This is a genomic window from Lacinutrix sp. MEBiC02404 (assembly GCF_053601575.1).
Map to the genome: position 1 here is coordinate 372,028 of NZ_JBSHNV010000220.1, position 23,488 is coordinate 395,515.

Annotated in this window: 22 protein-coding genes; 19 read left to right on the forward strand and 3 right to left on the reverse strand. The window is 33.1% G+C overall.

Going from position 1 to position 23,488, the window contains the following annotated elements; genetic code table 11:
* Positions 1 to 6 precede the first annotated feature (6 nt).
* The 16 genes from ACVCXO_RS16100 to ACVCXO_RS16175 all read left to right on the forward strand — a co-directional run bounded on the left by ACVCXO_RS16100 (position 7) and on the right by ACVCXO_RS16175 (position 13,700).
* Complete coding sequence (locus ACVCXO_RS16100) at positions 7 to 426, forward strand: bactofilin family protein (protein WP_452230616.1); 420 nt, start codon at positions 7 to 9, stop codon at positions 424 to 426.
* Complete coding sequence (locus ACVCXO_RS16105; protein WP_452230617.1) at positions 419 to 628, forward strand: AtpZ/AtpI family protein; 210 nt, start codon at positions 419 to 421, stop codon at positions 626 to 628. The genes ACVCXO_RS16100 and ACVCXO_RS16105 overlap by 8 nt, the downstream gene beginning before the upstream one ends.
* The gene (locus tag ACVCXO_RS16110; protein ID WP_452230618.1) at positions 621 to 1,007 is read left to right on the forward strand and encodes a DUF6168 family protein; all 387 of its coding nucleotides are present in this window, start codon (positions 621 to 623) and stop codon (positions 1,005 to 1,007) included. Before ACVCXO_RS16105 ends, ACVCXO_RS16110 begins: the two co-directional genes overlap by 8 nt.
* A gap of 141 nt (positions 1,008 to 1,148) precedes the next feature.
* Entirely contained in the window at positions 1,149 to 2,294 is a 1,146-nt protein-coding gene (atpB, locus tag ACVCXO_RS16115) for a F0F1 ATP synthase subunit A (protein WP_452231165.1), read from the forward strand.
* 36 nt (positions 2,295 to 2,330) lie between these two features.
* On the forward strand, positions 2,331 to 2,519 hold the full coding sequence (gene atpE, locus ACVCXO_RS16120) for an ATP synthase F0 subunit C (protein ID WP_013993139.1): 189 nt from the start codon (positions 2,331 to 2,333) through the stop codon (positions 2,517 to 2,519).
* A gap of 92 nt (positions 2,520 to 2,611) precedes the next feature.
* Positions 2,612 to 3,112, forward strand: coding sequence for a F0F1 ATP synthase subunit B (locus ACVCXO_RS16125; protein ID WP_452230619.1), 501 nt, complete (start codon positions 2,612 to 2,614; stop codon positions 3,110 to 3,112).
* 9 nt (positions 3,113 to 3,121) lie between these two features.
* Positions 3,122 to 3,658 (forward strand): ATP synthase F1 subunit delta, encoded by a 537-nt coding sequence (atpH, locus tag ACVCXO_RS16130; RefSeq protein ID WP_452230620.1) that lies wholly within the window; start codon positions 3,122 to 3,124, stop codon positions 3,656 to 3,658.
* 69 nt (positions 3,659 to 3,727) lie between these two features.
* Positions 3,728 to 5,308 carry a F0F1 ATP synthase subunit alpha gene (gene atpA / locus ACVCXO_RS16135; RefSeq protein WP_452230621.1) on the forward strand — a complete coding sequence of 527 codons (1,581 nt, stop codon included), beginning with the start codon at positions 3,728 to 3,730 and terminating at the stop codon, positions 5,306 to 5,308.
* Between the two features lie 116 nt (positions 5,309 to 5,424).
* Entirely contained in the window at positions 5,425 to 6,285 is an 861-nt protein-coding gene (gene atpG, locus ACVCXO_RS16140) for an ATP synthase F1 subunit gamma (RefSeq protein ID WP_452230622.1), read from the forward strand.
* Positions 6,286 to 6,459: 174 nt separating this feature from the next.
* Positions 6,460 to 6,996 carry a hypothetical protein gene (locus tag ACVCXO_RS16145; RefSeq protein ID WP_452230623.1) on the forward strand — a complete coding sequence of 179 codons (537 nt, stop codon included), beginning with the start codon at positions 6,460 to 6,462 and terminating at the stop codon, positions 6,994 to 6,996.
* A 64-nt stretch (positions 6,997 to 7,060) separates the two neighbouring features.
* Positions 7,061 to 8,524 (forward strand): oligosaccharide flippase family protein, encoded by a 1,464-nt coding sequence (locus tag ACVCXO_RS16150; protein WP_452230624.1) that lies wholly within the window; start codon positions 7,061 to 7,063, stop codon positions 8,522 to 8,524.
* Positions 8,525 to 8,614: 90 nt separating this feature from the next.
* Positions 8,615 to 9,049 carry a dUTP diphosphatase gene (dut, locus tag ACVCXO_RS16155; protein WP_452230625.1) on the forward strand — a complete coding sequence of 145 codons (435 nt, stop codon included), beginning with the start codon at positions 8,615 to 8,617 and terminating at the stop codon, positions 9,047 to 9,049.
* Positions 9,050 to 9,254: 205 nt separating this feature from the next.
* Positions 9,255 to 10,274, forward strand: coding sequence for a sugar phosphate nucleotidyltransferase (locus ACVCXO_RS16160; RefSeq protein WP_452230626.1), 1,020 nt, complete (start codon positions 9,255 to 9,257; stop codon positions 10,272 to 10,274).
* Positions 10,275 to 10,335: 61 nt separating this feature from the next.
* Complete coding sequence (locus ACVCXO_RS16165) at positions 10,336 to 11,697, forward strand: tetratricopeptide repeat protein (RefSeq protein WP_452230627.1); 1,362 nt, start codon at positions 10,336 to 10,338, stop codon at positions 11,695 to 11,697.
* A complete protein-coding gene (locus ACVCXO_RS16170) occupies positions 11,698 to 12,468 on the forward strand; it encodes a DUF4292 domain-containing protein (RefSeq protein WP_452230628.1) in 771 nt (256 codons plus the stop codon).
* Positions 12,468 to 13,700: a murein hydrolase activator EnvC family protein gene (locus tag ACVCXO_RS16175; protein ID WP_452230629.1), complete on the forward strand. Its 1,233-nt coding sequence runs from the start codon at positions 12,468 to 12,470 to the stop codon at positions 13,698 to 13,700. Before ACVCXO_RS16170 ends, ACVCXO_RS16175 begins: the two co-directional genes overlap by 1 nt.
* Positions 13,701 to 13,881: 181 nt before the next feature.
* Here the strand turns inward: ACVCXO_RS16175 and ACVCXO_RS16180 are convergent, their stop codons facing one another.
* Positions 13,882 to 14,397 carry an acyl-CoA thioesterase gene (locus ACVCXO_RS16180; protein WP_452230630.1) on the reverse strand — a complete coding sequence of 172 codons (516 nt, stop codon included), beginning with the start codon at positions 14,395 to 14,397 and terminating at the stop codon, positions 13,882 to 13,884.
* 364 nt (positions 14,398 to 14,761) lie between these two features.
* Positions 14,762 to 15,700: an HU domain-containing protein gene (locus ACVCXO_RS16185; RefSeq protein WP_452230631.1), complete on the reverse strand. Its 939-nt coding sequence runs from the start codon at positions 15,698 to 15,700 to the stop codon at positions 14,762 to 14,764.
* A gap of 103 nt (positions 15,701 to 15,803) precedes the next feature.
* On the opposite strand from ACVCXO_RS16185, the gene dprA reads away from it, so the two are divergent.
* Both dprA and ACVCXO_RS16195 read left to right on the forward strand, forming a co-directional pair.
* The gene (gene dprA / locus ACVCXO_RS16190; protein ID WP_452230632.1) at positions 15,804 to 16,907 is read left to right on the forward strand and encodes a DNA-processing protein DprA; all 1,104 of its coding nucleotides are present in this window, start codon (positions 15,804 to 15,806) and stop codon (positions 16,905 to 16,907) included.
* A gap of 96 nt (positions 16,908 to 17,003) precedes the next feature.
* Complete coding sequence (locus ACVCXO_RS16195) at positions 17,004 to 21,485, forward strand: T9SS type A sorting domain-containing protein (RefSeq protein ID WP_452230633.1); 4,482 nt, start codon at positions 17,004 to 17,006, stop codon at positions 21,483 to 21,485.
* Positions 21,486 to 21,576: 91 nt separating this feature from the next.
* On the opposite strand, the gene trpS is transcribed toward ACVCXO_RS16195, so the two are convergent.
* Positions 21,577 to 22,545, reverse strand: coding sequence for a tryptophan--tRNA ligase (gene trpS / locus ACVCXO_RS16200; protein WP_452230634.1), 969 nt, complete (start codon positions 22,543 to 22,545; stop codon positions 21,577 to 21,579).
* Positions 22,546 to 22,725: 180 nt separating this feature from the next.
* On the opposite strand from trpS, the gene ACVCXO_RS16205 reads away from it, so the two are divergent.
* Entirely contained in the window at positions 22,726 to 23,466 is a 741-nt protein-coding gene (locus ACVCXO_RS16205) for a lysophospholipid acyltransferase family protein (protein WP_452230635.1), read from the forward strand.
* Positions 23,467 to 23,488: the final 22 nt, after the last annotated feature.

Below are 23,488 nucleotides of genomic sequence, written 5' to 3' on the forward strand. Positions count from 1 at the left end.
ATAGCCATGTTTTCAGATAGTAAAAAAAATAAAAACGATTACGAGAATTGTTCGAGCCAAAACATTGTTGCAAAAGGAACCAGTATTATTGGAGACTTTTCTAGTGAAGGTGATTTAAGAATTGATGGGACTATAGAAGGAAACTTAAAAACACCAGGAAAAGTAGTAGTAGGAAAATCTGGTGTTATAAAAGGAACACTAATTGGTTCTGATGCTTATTTTGAAGGCAAATTTTCAGGAAACCTTACGTTAACAGGAACCTTAACCTTAAAATCTTCTGCTCATATTGAAGGCGAAGTGGTTTTAGGGAAACTAGAAGTAGAGCCTGGAGCAACATTTAATGTAAACTGTGTCATGAAAGGTGATTTGAAAGAAGTAAACAATGACAACACTTCACAGAAGTTAAAGAAAGGACAAAGTGCCTAGTAAGTTTTTACGGTTTACCTCTACCGCTTTTCAAATGGGAGGAACCATTTGGTTGGGTAATGTACTTGGAGAATGGTTAGATAATAAATACCAAACCACGTATTTAGAAAATAGCATAACACTTCTCGCTGTTTTTATTTCTATGTACCTCGTAATTAGCCAAGTTTTAAAAATGTCAAAAGATAAGGAAGACAATGATTAAGAGAATTGTTTTCTATTGTATTGGTTTTTCATTTTTATTTGCAGCTTCTTATGCTATTCACGTATCGGGTTTAAAAGATTTAAATCTTACACTAAGCGTTCCGCTATTTTCCATCTATCTATTTCATTTTATAGTGTCATTGCTTATTTGTACCGGTTTTGCTGTGCTTGATACCACTAAAAAATGGTCACAACAACTTGGTTTTGTGTATCTGTTTACTTTTATTACAAAGCTTATGTTGTTTGCTGTAATCTTTAAAAATTCTGTTTTTAAAGTGGAGAGCCTGAGTAAAATAGAAGGTTTTAACCTATTAATACCAGTGTTTCTTTTTCTTTTTTTAGAAGTCTATTTCATAGCGAAGATATTAAGTAAAAAATAGGGCTAAATATTATTAAAAAAAAAGTAATTGTTTTTTCAATAATTTCCGTAGTTTTGCACCGAATTTAGAAACACAGTTTTTTTGATTTTTTTAACAATGAAGGTAGCTACACAAACTTTTAAAATTTACTCACTAGTATTAATGCTTTTCGTAAGTGCTTTCGCAATGGCTGAAAACACTACAGATCCTGTAGAAAATTCAGGAGGTCAAGTAGATACAAAAGCAGAAGTAGAAGCGTACATTTTGCATCACATACAAGATTCGCACGATTTTTCATTATTCTCATATACGAGTGATGAAGGTGAACGTAAACATTTCGGATTTCCATTACCTGTAATTTTATGGTCAAGTGAAGGTTTAGTCACTTTTATGTCTTCGGAGTTTCATCATAATGATGATGGTCATGTAGTTGTAGAGAAAAACGGAGTAAAATTCGCAAAGATTCATTCTAAGATCTACGAACTAGATGGCGGAGCTGCAACAGTAGCTTTTGATGAAACACACCACGCAACAAACGCACACAGAATATTAGATTTCTCTATTACTAAAAGTGTAGTAGGAGTTTTACTAATTGGTTTATTAATGTTGTTCTGGTTTACTGGTTTAGCAAGACAATACAAAAAGAGGCAAGTGCCAACTGGTTTTGGTCGTGTATTAGAACCGTTAGTGTTATATGTAAGAGACGAAATTTCAAGACCAAATATTGGAGAAAAACACTACAGGAAATTTACAGGGTATTTATTAACAGTATTCTTTTTTATCTGGATCTTAAACTTATTAGGATTAACACCATTTGGTTTTAATGTAACAGGTCAATTAGCAGTTACTGCTTGTTTGGCAATCTTTACATTAGTAATATATACCGTAAGTGGTAATAAAGATTACTGGATGCATATTTTATGGATGCCAGGAGTGCCAATTTTAATTCGTCCAGTTTTAGCTGTGATTGAATTAGCTGGAGCATTAATCATTAAGCCATTTTCATTATTAGTACGTTTGTTTGCAAATATATCTGCAGGACATATTGTAGTAATGAGTTTAATAGCAATTATGTTTACACTTAAAAAATCTTTAGGTGTTGTAGGTGCAACAGGGTTATCATTAGTATTATCTTTTTTCATAACATTAATTGAAGTATTAGTTGCTTTCTTACAAGCGTATATCTTTACCATGCTTTCTGCATTGTTTATTGGTATGTCTGTAGCAGAGCACGATCATGAACATGCACATGATGATCATGGTCACGAAGTTGCCGATGCAGAAGATGTGCGAGGAGATTTCATTTAACAAGAGTTTTTTTAATTTAACTATAAATTTTTTATTATGTACAATTTAATTGGAGCAGGTTTAATCGTAATCGGAGCAGGAATTGGTCTTGGTCAAATTGGTGGAAAAGCAATGGAAGGTATTGCACGTCAACCAGAAGCAACAGGAAAAATCCAAACAGCAATGATTATTATTGCAGCACTTTTAGAAGGATTAGCATTCGGTGCTTTATTCTTAGGGAAATAAGCAGCAATCAAATTAAAAACACAAATCTGCAACGGTTGGTTGCAGATTGTGTTTATTAAATTAAAAAAGAAGAAATTTAAATACATTTAGAAATGGATAAGTTATTAAATGATTTTTCACCTGGGTTATTTGTAGTGCAAACAATACTACTTTTATTATTAATCTTATTAATGGTGAAATTTGCATGGAAACCAATCATGAATTCTTTAACGGAAAGAGAAGAAGGAATTCAAGGTGCTTTAGATGCTGCTGAAAAAGCAAAATTAGAAATGCAAAACCTGCAAGCAGATAATGCAAACTTATTAAAAGAAGCACGTGCAGAGCGTGAGTCTATGCTTAAAGAAGCAAGAGATTTAAAGAACAAAATGATTGAAGACGCGAAGGCAGAAGCACAAACGCAAGCAAACAATATGATTGCTCAAGCGCAAAGTGCTATTGAAAGCGAAAAGAAATCGGCGATGGCAGAATTAAAAAGCCACGTTGCAGGTTTGTCTATAGAGATTGCAGAAAAAGTAGTACGTCAAGAATTAGCTAACAAAGACAAGCAATTAGAATTAGTTGCCTCTATGTTAAATGATGCTAAATTAAACTAAGTTTAAGTTATGGCAGGAGAAAGAGCAGCAATACGTTACGCAAAAGCGGTTTTAAGTTTAGCAACAGACAAAAATACAACGGAAGTTGTAAATAGTGACATGGAGCTAATTAACAATACAGTGGCGCAAAGTAAAGACTTAAAAGATATGCTTTATAGTCCTGTAATTACTTCGGCTATAAAAAAATCGGCTTTATTAGAAATCTTTAAAGGAATTAGTCCAGCAACGGTTAACCTAATAGATACGCTAATTGCGAATAAAAGAACAGATTTATTACCACAAGTAGCTGCAAAGTTTATAACTTTATACGAGCAACAAAAAGGTAGTCAAATTGCAATAGTTACAACAGCTGTATCTTTAACAGAAGCTTTAGAAACGCAAGTTTTAGCAAAAGTTAAAGAACTTACAGGAAAAGAAACTGCAATAAAAAATATAGTAGATGAAAGCATTTTAGGTGGTTTCATTTTAAGAGTTGGAGATACGCAGTATGATGCAAGTATTTCTAGCCAATTGAATAAGTTGAAAAGAGAGTTTACAATTAATTAAAACAGTTTTATGTTTGCCTTAATTCAAAACGACTAAAGGCTAACAGCTAAAAGCTAAAGACTAAATAAAATGGCAGAAGTAAAACCAGCTGAAGTATCAGCAATCTTAAAACAACAATTATCCGGTTTTGAAGCAAGCGCTTCATTAGACGAAGTTGGAACAGTATTAACAGTAGGTGATGGTATTGTTCGTGCTTACGGATTAGCTAACGCACAATATGGTGAGTTAGTAGAATTTGATGGTGGATTAGAAGGTATTGTACTTAATCTTGAAGAAGATAATGTAGGTATTGTACTTTTAGGAACTTCAGTAGGAGTTAGAGAAGGATCTACAGTAAAACGTACTAATCGTATTGCCTCTGTAAAAGTAGGTGAAGGTATTGTTGGTCGTGTGGTAGATACTTTAGGTAACCCAATTGATGGTAAAGGTCCAATCGCTGGAACAACTTATGAAATGCCTTTAGAGCGTAAAGCTCCTGGTGTTATTTATAGAGAGCCAGTAACAGAACCATTACAAACAGGTATTAAAGCAATTGATGCTATGATCCCAGTTGGTAGAGGACAACGTGAGTTAGTTATTGGTGACAGACAAACAGGTAAGACTGCAGTTTGTATTGATGCGATCTTAAATCAAAAAGAATTTTATGATGCAGGTGAGCCTGTATATTGTATATATGTTGCTATTGGTCAAAAGGCTGCAACAGTAGCTTTAATTGCTAAAACTTTAGAAGAAAAAGGAGCTTTAGCATACACAACAATAGTGGCTGCAAATGCATCAGATCCTGCTGCAATGCAAGTGTATGCACCTTTTACAGGAGCATCTATTGGAGAGTATTTTAGAGATACTGGTAGACCAGCTTTAATTGTTTTTGATGATTTATCAAAACAAGCAGTTGCGTACCGTGAGGTATCCTTATTATTAAGACGTCCACCAGGACGTGAAGCGTATCCTGGAGATGTATTTTATTTACACTCAAGATTATTAGAACGTTCTGCAAAAATCATTAATAATGATGCTATTGCTAGAGAAATGAATGACCTTCCAGATGTTTTAAAACCGTTGGTTAAAGGTGGAGGTTCTTTAACAGCATTACCAATTATTGAAACGCAAGCAGGAGATGTTTCGGCATATATTCCAACAAACGTAATTTCAATTACAGATGGACAAATTTTCTTAGATGGAGATTTATTTAACTCTGGTGTACGTCCGGCAATTAACGTAGGTATTTCTGTATCTCGTGTTGGTGGTAATGCACAGATTAAATCTATGAAAAAAGTATCAGGTACTTTAAAATTAGATCAAGCACAATACCGTGAGCTAGAGGCTTTCGCTAAGTTTGGTTCTGATTTAGATGCGGTTACTTTAAATGTAATTAATAAAGGAAAACGTAACGTGGAGATCTTAAAGCAAGGTCAAAACGATCCGTTTACAGTGGAAGACCAAGTAGCAATAATTTATGCTGGATCTAAAAACTTATTAAAAGACGTACCTGTAAATAAAATTAAAGAATTCGAAAGAGATTATCTTGAATTCTTAAATGCGAAACATAGAGATGTTTTAGATACTTTAAAAGCAGGGAAATTAACAGACGAGGTTACAGACACATTAATGACTGTTTGTAAAGACCTTTCTGCTAAATATAGAGCATAAAGAAGTTATAAGTTTAGAGTTATGAGTTAAGAGTTTTTCTTACTCATAACTTTAACTTTAAATTATTAAACTAATGTCACTCAGAGCGTATGCGAAGAGTCTTTATAAAATAAAGAATGGCTAATCTTAAAGAAATACGTAACAGAATATCTTCAGTATCTTCAACGATGCAGATTACTAGTGCCATGAAAATGGTATCTGCTGCAAAATTGAAAAAAGCGCAAGATGCTATTACAGCAATGCGCCCTTATGCAGATAAATTGACTGAACTTTTACAAAGTTTAAGTGCAACTTTAGATGCAGATTCTGGAAGTAAATTTGCAGAACAACGTACCGTTAATAATGTATTAATTGTAGCAATAACTTCGAATAGAGGATTATGTGGTGCTTTTAATTCTAACATCATTAAGCAAACAAAAAACTTGATTTCTAATGTACATACAGGTAAAAAAGTATCGGTATTAGCAATAGGGAAGAAAGGTAACGATGCGTTTTCTAAGCAAGGAATTGTAATCGATAACAAAAGCACTATTTTTGACGACTTAACTTTCGATAATGTAGCGGAAATAGCAGAAATGCTAATGGAGAAGTTTGTTACTGGTGAATTTGATCAAATCGAAATTGTTTACAACAAGTTTAAAAATGCAGCGACACAAATTGTAATGACGGAACAGTTTTTACCAATTGTACCAGTTGCAGGTGAAGCAGTAAATAATGCAGATTATATTTTTGAACCTTCAAAATTAGAAATTGTTGAACAATTAATTCCGAAGTCTTTAAAAACACAGTTGTATAAGGGAATTAGAGATTCTTTTGCTAGTGAGCATGGAGCACGTATGACAGCAATGCATAAGGCTACAGATAATGCGACAGAATTAAGAGATCAACTTAAATTGACATACAATAAAGCACGTCAAGCTTCAATTACTAACGAAATCTTAGAAATTGTTGGTGGGGCGGAAGCATTGAACAATTAGACGAAGCAGAGCGAGTCAAATTTAGTAAAGGAACGGAAGCTTTAAATAACTAGTGTTATTTTACAGGATTGACTTCTGTATCTTATTATAATAAAATTAAACCTCACATATCGTGAGGTTTTTTTATGGAACACTATTTGATTTACTATCTTTATAATCATTAAATCCATTTTCATGAGTTTTATTAAAACATCTATTTTATCTCTTTCTGTACTTTTTTTGATGGTAAACTTCTCCAATTGTTCCAGTACAAAACAAGCGAGTAACCAAACGAATAAAATAAGTATGCAAGATTTTCAAGAAAACCCATCGTTTATATTAGGGGAAACCAGTTTTAAGTATTGGACTGCGGGCGTTAAAGGTGGTGGTTCTGGTGTTAATTTATTTATTCTTATGGAAAAGAATAAAAATAATATAGTGTTAGATACTGTTTATTTTAGAGGTATGGAATCTAAACTAGAAGCCATTAACTCGGGTTACGTAGCAAATTTTAGAACATTAGCAAATCAAAAGGAGGATATAATAATGAGTACCAATAAAAGTGCGGAATATGGTAATGAAATACCAAACCAAGCAACTTTTCCTTTTCAATTAAAAGATAACGAATGCGTAATTAGCTATATAGAAGATAATATTACCAAATATTTTAAAATTGAAAATCTAGTCGAAAAAGCTAGAGACATGTATCCAAGTGCTCCACCACAGCACTAATACTATTTAGCATTGTACATCGTTTTTTATATATGTATATTTAGCAGAATTAAAAAAAAGCTTCTTGAGCACATTAAAAACACTTTTTAAACAAACTTTTATTTATGGTCTAGCAACGGTGCTACCTAGAATGTTAAGTGTTTTGTTGGTGCGTTTGCATACCGATAAAAGTGTGCTAAAAACGGTTGCCGATTATGGAGATGTCTCGTTAATATTTTCCTATTTCGTTTTATTTAACGTCATTATTGCCTACGGAATGGAAACCGCATTCTTTCGGTTTTACAATAAAGAAGAAGATAAATCTAAAGTGATTGGCACCTCTGCCGTTTCTTTGATACTTAGTTCTTTGAGCTTTTTTGTTTTAGCATTAATTTTTCAAAATCATATTGCAAGCTTTACAGATATTAAAGCCGAGTACATTAATCTAGTGATCTGGATTTTACTGTTAGATGCTTTAGTTATTATTCCCTTTGCTTGGTTAAGAGCAAATGCTAAACCCATGAAGTATGCGGCAATTAAAATACTAAACGTACTTATTAATGTTGGTTTAAATCTATTCTTCCTACTTTGGTTAAAAGATATAGCCGCCGAATCTGCTGTGTTTGCTTCTATTTATAAACCAGATTTCCAAATCCAATATATATTTATCGCTAATTTGGTAGCAAGTGGCGTAACGCTTTTATTGATGCTTCCGTTTTATTTTAAGATAAAGTATACCTTCAATATGATTCTTTGGAAACAAATGATGCGTTATGCTTTTCCAGTTTTAATTGCTGGAGTTGCCTTTTCTGTAAACGAAGTTTTTGATAGAATTTTATTAGATAAACTACTACCAGAAAGCATTGCTAAAACCGAAATAGGGATGTATTCTGCTTGTTACAAACTAGCATTGTTCATGACACTTTTTGCAACCGCATATCGATTAGGAATAGAACCTTTCTTTTTCAGTCATGCTAAAACAGAAAATCCGCAAAAAAACTACGCTAAAATTTTAGAGTACTTTGTTATTTTCGGATCCGTAATATTATTAATTGTAATTGTTTTTGCAGATTTCTTAAAAGTTATTTTTATAGGAGATGAAGCATATTGGGAAGCCATGTGGATTGTCCCCATTGTATTATTGGCAAGTTTCTGTTTAGGTATTTACCACAATCTATCGGTTTGGTATAAAATAACAGACAGAACTAAGTTTGGAGCATATATTTCAGTTTTTGGAGCTATTTTAACAGTCGCTTTAAACTTTTGGCTAATACCAATAATGAGTTATAAAGGTTCTGCAATTGCAACACTTGCAGCGTATACTTGTATGATGTTTGCTTCCTATTATTTTGGTAGAAAGTATTATCCAATTCCGTATAACATGAAGAAAATAGGATTATATCTATTGGTTTCTATCGTTTTTTCCGCTTTAAGTTTTTATAGATTTAGAGGAAATTATTATATAGGAATTGGTGCAATAATTGTATTTTTAGGTCTCGTTTTTCAATTGGAAAAGAAAGAATTAAAACGAATATTTATCCAGAAGTAATTGTCCTGCGGAAGGTCACGGAAGCATCACAATAAAATCAAAGTATAATTTAAAACAGTTTCTTCCCTTTTGGGAAGACGGAAGATGATAATGAAAATAAAAATAATAAACAAATCCAGTCACGCAGTACCGCACTATGAAACCATAGCGTCTGCTGGAATGGATTTAAGAGCAAATATCACAGAAGTAATACTACTTAAGCCCTTAGAAAGAACCATTGTTAAAACAGGTTTATTTATAGAATTACCAATAGGTTTTGAAGCGCAAGTAAGACCAAGAAGTGGTCTAGCGGCAAAAAAAGGAATTACAGTATTAAATGCGCCTGGAACCGTAGATGCAGATTATAGAGGTGAAATTGGGGTTATCTTAGTAAATCTATCCAATGAAGATTTTACAATAGAAAATGGAGAACGTGTTGCTCAATTGGTAATTGCAAAGCATGAAAGAGCAGAATGGGTAGAAGTTACAGCGCTTTCTGAAACAGATCGTGGTGAAGGTGGTTTTGGGAGTACAGGAGTAAAATGATTGGAGATTAACGAATACTGATTTTTGATTTTAGAATACTAAAGAATAACATTTGTGTTTCCAATAGTTGTCGGGACGTAGCAAAGCAAATCAACAACGGAACAAATAGATAGTTTTCCTGCAAGGTTTTTAAAACCTGGCAGGTATAAAAGGATAAAGTTTAATAAGAGTTCCGTTTTCACGGAAACGAAAAATATATTTTTCGATGAAAATAATAGTACCAATGGCAGGACGAGGTTCTCGTTTACGTCCACATAGTTTAACCGTACCAAAACCATTAATCCCTGTAGCAGGGCAGCCAATAGTGCATAGGCTAGTAAAGGATATTGCAAAAGTTTTAAACCAACCTATTGAAGAAATTGCATTTGTTCTTGGCGATCCAGCCTGGTTTGGTGACGAGGTAGTTTCTAGTTTAAAAGCATTAGCAGAAAGCCTTGGTGCAAAAGCATCTATTTACAGACAAGATAAACCGTTAGGAACCGGACACGCAATTATGTGTGCAGAGCCATCCCTTTCTGGTCCTGCCGTTATTGCGTATGCAGACACTTTAATTCGTGCAGATTTTAATTTAGATCCAGAAGCAGATGCTGTAATTTGGACTAAAAAAGTGGCAAACCCAGAAGCATACGGTGTTGTAAAATTAAATGCCGAAAATAATATTACAGAACTTGTAGAAAAACCGGAGACCTTTGTTAGTAATCAAGCGGTAATTGGTATTTATTATTTTAAAGATGTAGCGGTTTTAAAAGGGAAACTACAAGAGGTTTTAGACGAAAATATTATGAATGGCGGCGAATACCAAATTAACGATGGTATTTTACGCATGATGGCAGAAGGAAAAGTCTTTAAAACAGGAACTGTAGATGAATGGATGGATTGTGGAAATAAAGCCGTTACCATTGAAACAAATACGAGAATGTTAGGCTTTTTAAAAGCCGATAATGAAGAGCAATTAATTGCAGATTCTGTAACCTTAGAAAACGCTAAAATTATCGAACCTTGTTATATTGGTGAAAATGTAAAACTTATAAATGCGACTATTGGACCAAATGTATCTATTGGTAATAATTGTATCTTAGAAAACGCAAGCGTTAAAAATAGTTTAATACAAAGCCATACAAGTATAAAAAACGCTAATTTAGACGAAGCTATGATAGGTAATCACGTGAAGTATAATGGCGAGTTTACTAAAATTAGTATTGGTGATTATTCTATTTTAGAATAATTATTGACTTTATTGTTTAACTAAATGTCACCTTGAGCGCAGTCGAAAGGTCTCGTGATTTATGAAAAAACAACTATACATATTACTTTTTATCTTCGGAATACTTCTGTTTCCGCAGGCAAACTATGCACAAGTTGATTTTAATAAAAAGCCAGATGATGATTTAGGAGATAATGAAGATGCGTACCAAGAACTTTTCTTTGAAGCATTAAAACAAAAAGGAATAGAAAACTACGACCGTGCTGTTGAAGCCTTATTAAAATGCGAAAAATTAGACGATTCAGATGCCGCTTTATATTTTGAATTAGGAAAAAATTATAACCAGCTTAAAAACTTTGGAGCAGCAGAAGATGCATTGCAAAGAGCCATAAAAAAGCAGCCCGACAACGAATGGTATTTAGATGAGCTTTATGATATCTATGCAAAACAAAATAACTTAAACAAAGCTATTAAAACGGTAAAACAACTTGTAAAGTACCATCCAGATTATAAAGAAGACTTAGCAACATTGTATGTGAAAACTAAAAAATACGAGGATGCACTTAAGGTTTTAGATGAAATGGATGCAGAACTTGGCGTTTCAGATACAAGAGATCGTGTAAGAAATAGAATTTATAATGCTACCGGAAATAAAAAAGAGCAGATCGAAAACCTGGAAGAACGCGTTGAGGAAAATCCAGATAAAGAAAAAAATTACCTTTCTCTAATCTTCAGATATAGCGAAAATAACGAAAAAGAAAAAGCTTTCGAAACGGCCAAAAAACTTCTAGAAAGCCATCCTAATTCGCAAATGGTACATCTAGCTTTGTACAAATTTTATTTAGATGAAAACAGTGCGGATAAAGCGGTTGCTTCCATGCAAATTGTACTAAATTCTAGTCAGATTAAACCAGAAGCCAAAATGATGGTGCTTCAAGATTTTGTAAAATTTGTTGGTAAAAACCCAGAATACGAAACCCAACTAGTTGAAATTACCTCACAAATCACAGAAACGGAAAAAGGGAAATCGAATATAGAAGTAGCGCAATACTTTTTAACGAAAGGCGATAAAGTAAAAGCAGTAACTTATTATGAAAAAGCACTAGAAAAGGAACCAGAAAATTTTGGGGTGCTTCGTAATGTATTGTTGTTATATATAGATGTAGAAAACTATACTAAAACGGTAACCATGAGTAATGAGGCTTTAGATAAGTTCCCTTCACAACCCATATTTTATTTGGTAAATGGCGTTGCTCAAAATAAACTAAACCAACCCGAAAAAGCGATTCGTGTTTTAGAAACCGGTTTAGATTATGTGATAGATGATACTAAAATGGAAGGCGATTTTTACAAACAAATAAGCATTTCGTACACACAATTAAACAATACAGACAAAGCAAAGACGTTTAGTGATAAAGCAAAACAATTAGAATCTACAAATTAAATGCATACAAAACGCGTTATATACACACTTTCCTTTTTTGTTTTCTTGTTTATTGGTTGTAGATCCTCCAAAACAGTAGCTACAGGAAATAGTAATTTAAACCTTTCAGCCAAACAGCTTATTAAAGAGAATAATAAAAAGACTCCAGATTTTAAAACACTGGTTGCTAGAGTGAAAATAGATTATACCGAAGGTTCCAATTCTAAAAGCACGACAGTAAGTTTTAGAATGGAAAAGGATAAAGTGATCTGGATGAGTAAATTAGGTTTTATAAAAGCGCTAATTACTCCAGAGCGTGTAAGCTTTTATAATAAATTAGATAACACGTATTTTGATGGCGACTATAAATATTTAAGCGATTTGCTCGGAACAGATTTGGACTTCAATAAAGTGCAAAATATGCTTTTGGGCGAAGCTTTATATGATTTAAAGGATGGTGATTTTGAAGTGCTAACCCAAGAAAATCAATACGTTTTAAAACCTAAAATACAACCGGAAGCTTTCGAGTTGTTTTACCTTTTAGATGCCTCACATTTTAAAATAAATTCACAACAATTAGCGCAAGCAAAAGAAAAGAGAATGCTTCAAATAGATTATACTAGTTATCAAGAAGTAGGCAAACAAACGTTTCCGAAACAGATACAAATAAATGCTGTGGAAGGTTTTGAAGAAACAAGGTTGCATTTAGAGTTTAAGTCCATAGCTTTAAATGAAAAACTAAGCTTTCCGTTTAATATTCCTTCTGGGTTTGATGAAATTATACTTAAATAATGCAGCGTAAACTTACATACAAAATAGCCTTTTTAGTAGCACTGTTTTTCTACACTTCGCTGTCGTTTTCACAAAGTAAAAAACAGCAAGAATTAGAAGAACGTAGACAAGAATTGCGTAGAGAAATTCAGCAAATCAATAGTTTACTTTCTAAAAACAAATCGCAGCAAAAATCACAATTAACCTTAATTGAAGATTTAAATTATAAAGTTAGCGTACGTAGAAATTTAATTAAAGTTACTAACCAACAAGCCAATTTACTCACTAGAGAAATTAATGATAACCAAAATAAAATATCCCAATTAAGAGAGGAATTAGCGACGCTAAAAGACAATTATTCTAAAATGATTGTTACTTCGTATAAGAGTAAAAGTGAGCAAAGCCGCGTGATGTTTTTATTGTCTTCTAGTAATTTTCAGCAAGCATATAAACGGGTAAAATACATTAATCAATATGCCGAATACCAAAAGGAACAAGGCGAATCTATAAAAGCTAAAACAGCAGAATTACAAGTAACTAATAAAGCGTTATTAAAGCAAAAAGCAGATAAACAGCAGTTAATTAATGAAAATAAAATAGCACAAGTTGAATTAGAAAAAGAACTAAAACAACACGAAACATTAATGTCTGCTATTAATAAAGATGTAAGTAAATATGCTTCGCAAATTAAAAACCGACAAGCAGAAGCAAATCGAATAGATAGAGAAATAGAGCGTATTATTAAAGAAGCGATTGCAAGTTCGAATGCAAAATCTGGAACGAAATCTACTTCAAAGTCCACCGCTTATGCAATGACACCAGAAGACAAAGTGTTAGCTAATAGCTTTATTACTAGTAAAGGTAAATTGCCTTGGCCTGTAGAAAAAGGCGTTGTAAAATTACGTTATGGTAGACAGCCAAGTCCGATTGTAAAAACGATTATGATACAAAGTAATGGGGTTAGAATCGCTACAGAAAAGGACGCGAAAGTACGTGCGGTTTTTAACGGAGAGGTCTATCGAATTATAGCGTCTAAAAATGGAAACCCTTCCGTTTTAATTCGACATGGTAATTATTTTACAGCATATTCTAACCTAGGGAAAATTTACGTTAAAAAAGGTGATAAGGTAACTACCAAACAAGAAATTGGCGAAGTTTTTACGAACCCTTCTAATGGGCAAACGACCTTAAGTTTTAGTATTTTCAATAATTCTAAAACGGAAAATCCTGCTTCTTGGATATTTAAAATGTGATAAGCAGTTGTTTGCTCTGACTACGATGAAGGAACCTCTTTATGAATTTTGTGTATCTAAATAGATTTCTTGGTTAGTCATCGAAATGATAGCATAACTTGAAATAATTATATAATCAGGAATTGAAACACGATGTCACTCTAACTGTAATGAAGCAATCTCTATTTTAAATTTTCAGAATCTATTCTGCCATAAACAAAGCCTTCAACTCCGTAGCTTCATTAGGTTTCATTTTTCCGGCAAGTACTAAACTTAATTGTTTTCGTCTTAAAGCACCTTCAAAACGTTCTTTTTCTAAATCGGTTTCCGGATTTATATCATCTACTCGAACAGGTCTACCAGTTTCATCAACAGCAACAAAAGTATAAATAGCCTCATTCGCTTTTGTTTTATCACCAGACTCTCTGTCTTCAATCCATACGTCCATATAGACTTCCATAGAACTTTTAAAAGCACGAGAAACTTTTGCTTCTATAGTAACAACACTTCCTAAAGGCACGGCACGATTAAAAGCAACGTGATTTACAGACGCTGTAACAACAATACGTCTAGAATGTCTTCTAGCAGCAATACTAGCAGCACGATCCATTCTAGCAAGTAATTCACCACCAAATAAATTGTTTATTGGGTTGGTTTCGCTTGGCAGTACTAAATCGGTCATGATCGTTTTAGATTGTTTTGGAGTTTTTACAGGCATTTTGTGTTTTTTAAATGAGCCGCAAAGGTAAAGCGATTTTAGAGTTTACTCGTTAAGAAAAACAAAAATATAACGAGAAGATTTGGTGGTCTTAAAAACCCTTCCGTCTTTAAACTCTAAGGAGCTTAAAGCCACCTTCCCTTGAAAAAAGGGAAGGAATTAAAAAGTGCTACTTATATGTATTCCGTATAGTTGGAAGTTTCGTGAAATTATAATTTAAAAAATTCTCCTACTTATTTAAAAGCAGGAGTGGATTCCGTTTCCCAACAGAAACGGAAGACGAGGTGGTTTTTAAAATGTATTATAAAAAAGAAAACCTTCGCTTAATAAAAGGAAGGTTTTAATTTTAGGTGTTAGTAAAAAACTAGTTAAGGTCTTTAACCAATAACCAAGCTTCTTTATTATGCGTTTTTTTAACGTCACGTAAAGTTTGTAGCGCTTCTAATCTGTCCGAATGACTAGAGTAAACAACTTGATGTAAACCATATTTATTTACGCCAATTTTTCTAGCATTATAACCTTCTGATTTCAATTGCTGTACTTTTTTGTCGCAATTTTCTTCGGCTCTAAAAGCACCAGCAATAATATGGTATTTACCCGTTTGCTTGTTCACGGTAAGAGTTACAGCTGGAAGCGGATTATCAATTACAAAAGTAGCTTCTTGAATTTTGCTTTCTAATTGCGTATTCGCCTCTTCTTGTGCTAATTGATTATGTGTTTTAATTCCGTTTACGTAGTAATTAGAAGAAACCAAACCTCCAGCAGTTAAGGCTAATAAAGCAATAGCAGCATATTTTAAATACGGTCTAGCTTTGCGTTTTTCTGGAGTTATAGTAATCGGAATTACTTTTTCTATAGCTTCCACTTCTTCTTTATAAACCTCTCTAGAAATTGCAGGAGAAACTAATTGGTTTAAACCAAAAGCGTCTGTTAAATAGTTTAAATGATACGATGGCTCAAACAACATCTTGCCTTCGGTATTAAACGATAAATCACCAATATTATCAAAAGTAAGCGTTTCGCCTTCTGTTAAATAAGACTTCAAAGATTTTACTCTTTTTTCAATTTTTTTAACAGCAACTTCAAAAGGAATCTTTTCTACATCTGCAATGTAATGCGCTAATAAACCATCGTTTGTTTGTATTTGCTCGTTAAAAGATAATACTTTTTTTGGAGGATAAAAGGCGTTGGTAGACTCGTGCACTTTTGCTGAAACACGTTGTGTTAAAAACGAACCAAAACTTGGTACAGTAACACAGTCATATCTATATAGTAAATCGCTTATGTAAATTTCTAATTGCATAAAACAAAGTTAGATTTTTTTGGCTTTCTATAAAATTTACGCGTAACTATTTATTAACAGTGCAAAAATTAATTAAATTGTAGGTTGAAAATCAAAACACTAGATGATAGAAAATAATTTGATTTATGTTTTAGCATTGCAACATGTTGCCAAAATTGGAGATATAACAGCTAAAAAACTGATTGCTCATTGCGGTTCTGCGGAAGCTGTTTTTAAAGAAAAGAAGCAAAATCTATTAAAAATTGATGGTATTGGAAGTATTGTAATTAGTGATTTGTTTAGTAGTGCGCATATTAAAGCAGCAGAAAAGGAATTACAATTTATAAAAGACGAAAATATTGTTTGCCACTATTTTACGGAGGAAGGATATCCAGAAAAACTGAAACATTGTATAGATAGTCCTATTGTTTTATTTCAAGCAGGAAATATTAATCTGAAACAACAACGCATCATTAGTATTGTTGGCGCAAGAAAAGTCACCACTAGCGGCATTGCTTTTTGCGAAAAACTGATTGAAGAACTTGCCGTTTTTAACCCTGTTATAATTTCGGGATTTGCGTATGGTACCGATATTACAGCACAAAAGGCTGCCTTGAAACATAAGCTACAAACGATAGGCTGCTTAGCGCATGGGTTAAATCAGATATATCCAAAAACACATAAAAAATATGTTGCCGATGTAGAAAAAAACGGAGGGTTTTTTACCGATTTCTGGAGTAGCGCTACCTTTGATAGAAATAATTTTTTAAAACGAAATAGAATAATTGCAGGTGTTAGCCAGGCAACCATAGTTATTGAATCTGCCGAAAAAGGCGGAAGCCTTGTAACTGCAGATATTGCAAACTCCTATAATAGAGATGTTTTTGCGGTTCCTGGTCGCGTTACCGATAGCCAAAGTGTTGGTTGTAATAATTTAATAAAGCACCAAAGAGCGCACATGTTGTCTACCCCTTTAGATATTCCATATATTTTAAATTGGGAATTAGAGGACAACCAAAAACCTGCAGTTCAAAAACAGTTGTTTGTAGAGCTCGATGATCAAGAAAAAGTGATTTATAACTTCTTAAAAGATATCGAAAAAGAACAATTAGACGTTATTGCGTTGCGTTGTAATTTACCAACCTTTAAAGTCGCTGGTTTATTGTTAAATATGGAATTAAAAGGAGTGATAAGACCACTTCCTGGAAAATTGTTCGAGGTGATCTAACCGTTCATCGATAAAATGTATCGTTGGTGTGGGAAATTTCATGCTTATTTTTTTATGGTTTATGTTTGTGAATCAAACATTTATGATAATTTTTCAATGAAGAAATTTTACTTCTTTTTTTTACTAACATGCGTTGTTCAAATGCATATTTCTGCGCAAGAAATAGAACCAACCATGTATACTTGCGGAGAATTTCATAGCGATATAGACGCGATCCAAAATAGAGGAAATAACCCAGAAGACAATTTTGTGGATCGATTTGGTAATACACATTTTAAAGAAATAAACACCAATTTATCAGGAGAACAAAGAGCAATTCCTTTAGCACCAGATTATGTTAGTCCTGAAGGATTGTTTGCTATTTATTTAACAGATCAAATTGCAGATAATAGTATTACAGATTTTAATAATGATGCTAATTATAGAAATGTAATCGCTCAAATTTTTGCAGATTTAGAGCAATTGATAATAGAAAATCCAGCTACTGGAGTTTTAGAACCGGTAAAAATAGAATTACAATCTGTTTATTCTAGCAGTAGTAGCGCTTTAGCATCTGCTTCTTCTTATTATAATTATAATGGAGTAGCACCCGGAACCATTGTAGATGGAGAAGTATGGAAAGCTATTAATACTGGAGCTAATGATTCAAATTTCTGGGATGGTTTTATAAAAGTAAACTTTTTTCATTCCTGGTATACAGATTTTAGTAATCCAACAGCTATTAGTGGTACGAATTCTTTCGATATGTATGCTGTTTTGTTGCACGAAATCATGCATGCATTGGGATTTGCTTCCGGAATAGATGATAACGGGAATCCTAGAAACGGAAATGCATTTCTAACTTATGATACGCTTTTGCATACAGATACTGGAGATGATTTAATTGTTCCTTCTGGATCCAGTTGGTTGTTTAATGGTGCTTTAAGTACAAATGTTTTAACTAATGGTTGTCCTAGTACTTCTGAAGTTAGATTAGGAGATGATGATTTATTTGTTCATACACCACAAACATATTCAAGTGGTTCTAGTTTAAGTCATATTGATCTGGATAATGATTGTGTCTATCCAGTAACAGATTATATTATGGCTTATGCGGTTTCGGTGGAAACTCCAAGAAGACCAATTACGCAAGAGTTTGATATACTATGTAGTTTAAACTATAATCTTGCAACGCAATATGGAAATAATAATGTTGTAGATTTTGGAAATCCTGCAGTGGTAACGGCACAAAATAATCATACAAGTAATATTGTTACTTATGCAAGCTGCAACCCTGAAGTTTTTGGATTAGATGATTTTGTTGATGTTGCTACACAACCAACTATTGATAATTGTCAAGGTTCTGTTTTAAGTATTTTAGAACAAGATTTATTAAATAATGATGTATCTAATTTAGGTTTAACACTAGAGGTTTCTAACTTAAGCTTAAATGGTAGTTTAATTACAACGTTTACAGGTATAGCACCAAATAGAACTTTTCTTGTGTCACCAAATACTGTTGGTAATCTTCAGTTAACTTATAAGCCTATGGACACCAATGGTAATTTAGGAAATGATACGTTTGCTAATATAGTGGTGACTATTTGTACTAGTTTGAACTGTATTAATACTAGTAGTTGTAATTTAATTTGTAATCCTGAGTTTATGGATCCAACACTTGGAAATATAGGTTCATACAACCCATTTGATATGGCGTATCATATGAATACTAGTGGAAATGGACCCAGTGAATTAGATGGATGGTTTGCGTTTAATGGTAGTGTTTCTTATTACGATTTTTCATTACCACAATGGATTGGGACTACAGAAGTGCCTGTAAACTATTTTAATTTACCAGGTAGTTCAGGAGAAGGAGCAATTGCTCTTTATGGATGCTCTTCCAATCAAATTAACAATGGAGAAGCTTTATTAACTAATGTTACTATTTATAATAATGTGAACTATCTACTATCCATTAATAGAAATAGATGGGTTGCAAATAGAGCATGCAGTTATCAAGTATATTTAAGTGATAATAATGCAATATCTTCATGGAGTTCTTCTACAGATTGTGGTGGAACTACTAATATTCTAGATGGTTTACCAGTTCAAAAAATAGCTTTTGAAGATAATATTACAAGTAATCTATGGGAACAGTCTTTGTTTTGTTTCACGGCAGATGACAATTACCAAAGCCTAATATTAAATGCGTATTCGGCTTCTACTAGCGGAAGTCATGTATTAATAGATAATGTGGAGTTAATAGAAGATAAATTTATTACAAACACTGCAAACATTCAAACAACATACGATTTAATTTGTGGACAAGACGCTAATTTAGGCCAAGCATTGTGCTTGGTTTCTAATTTAGAATACCAGTATTGGGATGTTACAGATGTATCAAATACATTTCAATTAACCAATGCATTGGTTACACCTAATTATTATGTGAGCGATTTAAACAGCTCAGAAGTTATTTTAAATGACATAGCTGCTACTGTTAATATAGAATTAAGACGTGTTTTTGTTAATACTAATGGTGTCCCAATAAATATAAACACGTGCAACACTGTATTACCAATTACCATTAATGTAACACCAGAGAAACCACAAGATGGAAGTTTTACTAACACAGAGGATAGTATAGACTGTTTATTACATACTTTTCAAGCAAGCGAAACCTATGCAAATCACGAGTGGGATTTTAATAATGATGGCATAATTGATATTTCAGGACCTGGAAGCAATGTGGCAAACACAAATCCAAGTTACACATTTACAACGCAAGGCACATATACTGTAACACATACAGTATCTAATCAATGTGGAAGTTTAACTTACCAAGAAAGTATAAATGTTTTATGTGGTTGTCCTACCAGTACCACTTGGAATGGAACCGCATGGAGCAATGGTGTACCAGATATAAATACAGGAGTAATAATTAATGGAAACTACAACACCATACCTAACGGAAGTTTTAGCGCTTGTCAATTAACTGTAAATGCTGGTTTTAAACTTACAATACAAGATGCTACTTACGTAGAGGTACAAACCACTACTACTGTAAGTGGCGAGTTATTTGTAGAAACACATGGCGCATTTGTGCAAAATATGGATTTGGTAAATGCATTTACCCTCAATCCTGGAGGAAATGCTCTTGTAAATAAGTACACAAGCCTAGTTAGTAATTGGTACGATTATACCTATTGGAGTTCTCCAATAGTAGACGAAACCATTGGTGATGCTTTAGATATTGCACCTGCAAATAGACGTTTTTGGTACAATGCGCAAAATTATTTAGATCAATATTTAGATAGCTCTGGCAACACCGTTCTTGGAAGTGACGATATTGATGATGATGCTAACGATTGGCAAGTAGCAACAGCAGGATCTATTATGACCCCAGGAGTAGGTTATGCCGCAACAGTTTCCCCTGTTGGTTTTATGCTTGTGTCGTATCAAGCAACTTTTGAAGGTGCGTTTAATAACGGTATCATAGAAACACCAATATCTGTAAATAGTTTTCCTACAGATAACGATTGGAATTTAATTGGTAATCCATATCCAAGCGCCATTGATTTTGATGATTTATATGCACTAAACTCTGGTGTAATAGGAGGTGCAGCTTACCTTTGGTCGCATGCTAGTCCTCCAGATAGTAATAACGCTGGTAATGATGTCTTAAATTTTAATGCCAATGACTATGCAATTATTACCGTTGGAAGTGGAAACATTGCTGGTAGTGGTACCTTAACCGATAATAATATTCCTAATATAGAAAATACCATACCATCTGGTCAAGGATTTTTTGTAATAGGGCAATCTAACGGAACGCTAACCTTTAACAATAGTATGCGTAGAGCAGATTTGGTAAGTAATCTTCAGTTTTTTAGAAATGCTAATAGCACCACAGATGCCAATAAATTATGGTTAAATTTAACGTCGGAAGCAGGTATTTTTAACCAAATACTTATTGCCTATGTAGATGGAGCAACGAATGGCTATGACGGATTTTCTTATGAAGCAACTAGAAGTTTGTTTGGTGGAAATGCATCGGTTATTTATACCGAAATTGAAAACGATCCTAGAAGATTCGCTATTCAAGGTAAAGATCCTAACGCACTAAATATAGATGAAATTATCCCTTTCGGATTTTATTCCGGCATAGAGGAAACAACTAATTATACTATTTCTATTCCGCAATTAGAAGGCGATTTTTTAAATAACAATACCTGTTACCTGAAGGATAATCTATTAGATGTTATTCACGATTTAAATGCATCTAATTATAGTTTTACTTCGGGATCTGGAGAATTTAATAATAGATTTGAAATACTGTTTAATCCTGAAATCTTAACTATTTCTGAAAATGAAATTCAAGAGATTCATGTATATCCTAACCCAACATCAGGTGTTATTAACATAAAAGCTGCAACAAAAATTCAATCCTTAAAGTTGTATAATAACCTCGGACAATTAATTTTAGAGAACAAGGAAGTAAATGACTTAGATGTTTCAAAAATTAGTGAGGGTATATACTTCTTGAAAATAAAAGATGTAGAAGGAAGAATAAATACTACTCGAATTATAAAAAAATAGAAATAGAATGTAAAAGAAAAAGCTATTATGTTTTCACGAAAACATAATAGCTTTTTTAATAGTATAAAATTCTTAATTTTTTAGAAAGGTATTAATATCCAACCTTTTCTCTTACTCTAGCCAAAACAGCATTGGCTACTATTGTTGCTTTTTCAGCACCAATAGCTAGAGCATCATCTAATTCGTTTAAATTATTCATGTAGTAATTGTATCGTTCACGTTGCACCGCGAATTTTTCAACAATCAATTCAAATAAAGCTTGTTTTGCATGACCATAACCATAACCGCCATTTTCATAGTTGGCTTTCATGGTTTCTATTTCTGCTTCCGAAGCTAAAACTTTGTATAGCGTAAAACAATTACAGGTCTTCCAATCTTTAGGGTCTTCTAAAGCAGTACTATCTGTTTCAATACCCATAATTTGTTTTCGTAGTTTTTTATCCTCTAAAAATATATTGATAAAATTATTTCTACTCTTGCTCATTTTCTCACCATCGGTTCCTGGAATAAGCATGATGTTTTCTTGAATCTTTCCTTCTGGTATAACAAAGGTTTCTCCCATTTTAGCATGAAAACGAGATGCTACATCACGAGTCATTTCAATATGTTGTAATTGGTCTTTCCCTACCGGAATGATATTGGCATCATAAGCTAAAATATCGGCAGCCATTAACATTGGATAGGTAAATAATCCAGCGTTTACATCTTCTAAAACGTCTGCTTTGTCTTTAAATCCATGCGCTAAGGTTAAACGTTGGTATGGGAAAAAACAAGATAGGTACCAAGATAACTCGGTAACTTGCGGAATATCACTTTGTCTGTAAAATACCGTTTTTTCTATATCTAAACCAAAAGCAAGCCAGGTTGCAGCAACAGAGTACGTGTTTTCTCTTAATAATTCTGCATCTTTAATTTGCGTTAAAGTATGCAAGTTTGCAATAAATAAGTAAGACTCATTATTGGCATCTTCAGCCATTTTAATAGCAGGCATAATTGCGCCTAAAATGTTTCCTAAATGTGGTGTTCCTGTACTTTGTACTCCTGTTAAAATTCTTGCCATGTTTACTTTCCGCGAAAGCGGGAATCTGTTTTTAAAAACACAATGTAATATTGTGTTTTAAGATTTCACTTTTAATAATATAAAAGGAACCTCTTTAAATTAAACTTAATTTCTGTTTCTACTTACAAAGATAATTTTTTTATAAAGAGGAGTTCGATAAATTTACTAGATTTGGCACTTATGAAGATTTTTAAATACATTTTCTGGGTTTTCTATCGTATTTGGTTTTATATACTGGTTGCAATACCGATTATTATATTATTTCCATTTTTAATTGTTTCTATTTTAAAGGAAACTTGGTATCCTTTCTTTTTTAAAATTGCACGTATTTGGGCAAGGTTTATTTTAATAGGAATGGGTTTTAATGTAAAGATAGAACGCGATCAAATTACCGAAAAAGATAAAAGCTATATGTTTATAGCAAATCATACCTCGATGGCAGATATTATGCTCATGTTGGTTGCGGTTAAAAACCCTTTTGTTTTTGTTGGGAAAGCAGAATTGGCTAAAATTCCTCTTTTTGGTTTCTTTTATAAACGGACAAGTATTTTAGTAGATAGAAGTAGCGAACGCAGTAGAAAAGCGGTGTTTAAAAATGCACAAAGACGGTTAGGGCAAGGCTTAAGTATTTGTATTTTTCCGGAAGGATTGGTTCCAGATGACGATGTGCTTTTAACCGATTTTAAAGATGGTGCTTTCCGATTGGCAATAAACCATCAAATACCAATTGTACCTATAACTTTCGCTGATAATAAAAAACGTTTCTCCTATACTTTTTTTAGCGGCAGTCCAGGAAGAATGCGAGCAAAGATGCATACATTTATTCCTACGGAAGGTTTGAAATCTTCCGATGCTAAAACAATAAATAAAGCGTCAAAAGCTTTGATTTTAAATCAGCTAATCGCTTATAATGCCAAATAAAAAAGCCGCTCTTGGCATAGAG

What these genes read in the sequence shown, in the direction of transcription:
- ACVCXO_RS16195 (WP_452230633.1), top strand. Translation starts at nt 17,004, where the DNA reads ATGAAGAAATTTTACTTCTTTTTTTTACTAACATGCGTTGTTCAAATG.
- atpA (WP_452230621.1), top strand. Translation starts at nt 3,728, where the DNA reads ATGGCAGAAGTAAAACCAGCTGAAGTATCAGCAATCTTAAAACAACAA.
- dprA (WP_452230632.1), top strand. Translation starts at nt 15,804, where the DNA reads ATGATAGAAAATAATTTGATTTATGTTTTAGCATTGCAACATGTTGCC.
- atpH (WP_452230620.1), top strand. Translation starts at nt 3,122, where the DNA reads ATGGCAGGAGAAAGAGCAGCAATACGTTACGCAAAAGCGGTTTTAAGT.
- ACVCXO_RS16180 (WP_452230630.1), bottom strand. Translation starts at nt 14,397, where the DNA reads ATGCCTGTAAAAACTCCAAAACAATCTAAAACGATCATGACCGATTTA.
- ACVCXO_RS16165 (WP_452230627.1), top strand. Translation starts at nt 10,336, where the DNA reads ATGAAAAAACAACTATACATATTACTTTTTATCTTCGGAATACTTCTG.
- ACVCXO_RS16185 (WP_452230631.1), bottom strand. Translation starts at nt 15,700, where the DNA reads ATGCAATTAGAAATTTACATAAGCGATTTACTATATAGATATGACTGT.
- trpS (WP_452230634.1), bottom strand. Translation starts at nt 22,545, where the DNA reads ATGGCAAGAATTTTAACAGGAGTACAAAGTACAGGAACACCACATTTA.
- ACVCXO_RS16110 (WP_452230618.1), top strand. Translation starts at nt 621, where the DNA reads ATGATTAAGAGAATTGTTTTCTATTGTATTGGTTTTTCATTTTTATTT.
- ACVCXO_RS16170 (WP_452230628.1), top strand. Translation starts at nt 11,698, where the DNA reads ATGCATACAAAACGCGTTATATACACACTTTCCTTTTTTGTTTTCTTG.
- ACVCXO_RS16145 (WP_452230623.1), top strand. Translation starts at nt 6,460, where the DNA reads ATGAGTTTTATTAAAACATCTATTTTATCTCTTTCTGTACTTTTTTTG.
- ACVCXO_RS16175 (WP_452230629.1), top strand. Translation starts at nt 12,468, where the DNA reads ATGCAGCGTAAACTTACATACAAAATAGCCTTTTTAGTAGCACTGTTT.
- atpB (WP_452231165.1), top strand. Translation starts at nt 1,149, where the DNA reads ATGCTTTTCGTAAGTGCTTTCGCAATGGCTGAAAACACTACAGATCCT.
- ACVCXO_RS16100 (WP_452230616.1), top strand. Translation starts at nt 7, where the DNA reads ATGTTTTCAGATAGTAAAAAAAATAAAAACGATTACGAGAATTGTTCG.
- ACVCXO_RS16125 (WP_452230619.1), top strand. Translation starts at nt 2,612, where the DNA reads ATGGATAAGTTATTAAATGATTTTTCACCTGGGTTATTTGTAGTGCAA.
- atpG (WP_452230622.1), top strand. Translation starts at nt 5,425, where the DNA reads ATGGCTAATCTTAAAGAAATACGTAACAGAATATCTTCAGTATCTTCA.
- dut (WP_452230625.1), top strand. Translation starts at nt 8,615, where the DNA reads ATGAAAATAAAAATAATAAACAAATCCAGTCACGCAGTACCGCACTAT.
- atpE (WP_013993139.1), top strand. Translation starts at nt 2,331, where the DNA reads ATGTACAATTTAATTGGAGCAGGTTTAATCGTAATCGGAGCAGGAATT.
- ACVCXO_RS16205 (WP_452230635.1), top strand. Translation starts at nt 22,726, where the DNA reads ATGAAGATTTTTAAATACATTTTCTGGGTTTTCTATCGTATTTGGTTT.
- ACVCXO_RS16160 (WP_452230626.1), top strand. Translation starts at nt 9,255, where the DNA reads ATGAAAATAATAGTACCAATGGCAGGACGAGGTTCTCGTTTACGTCCA.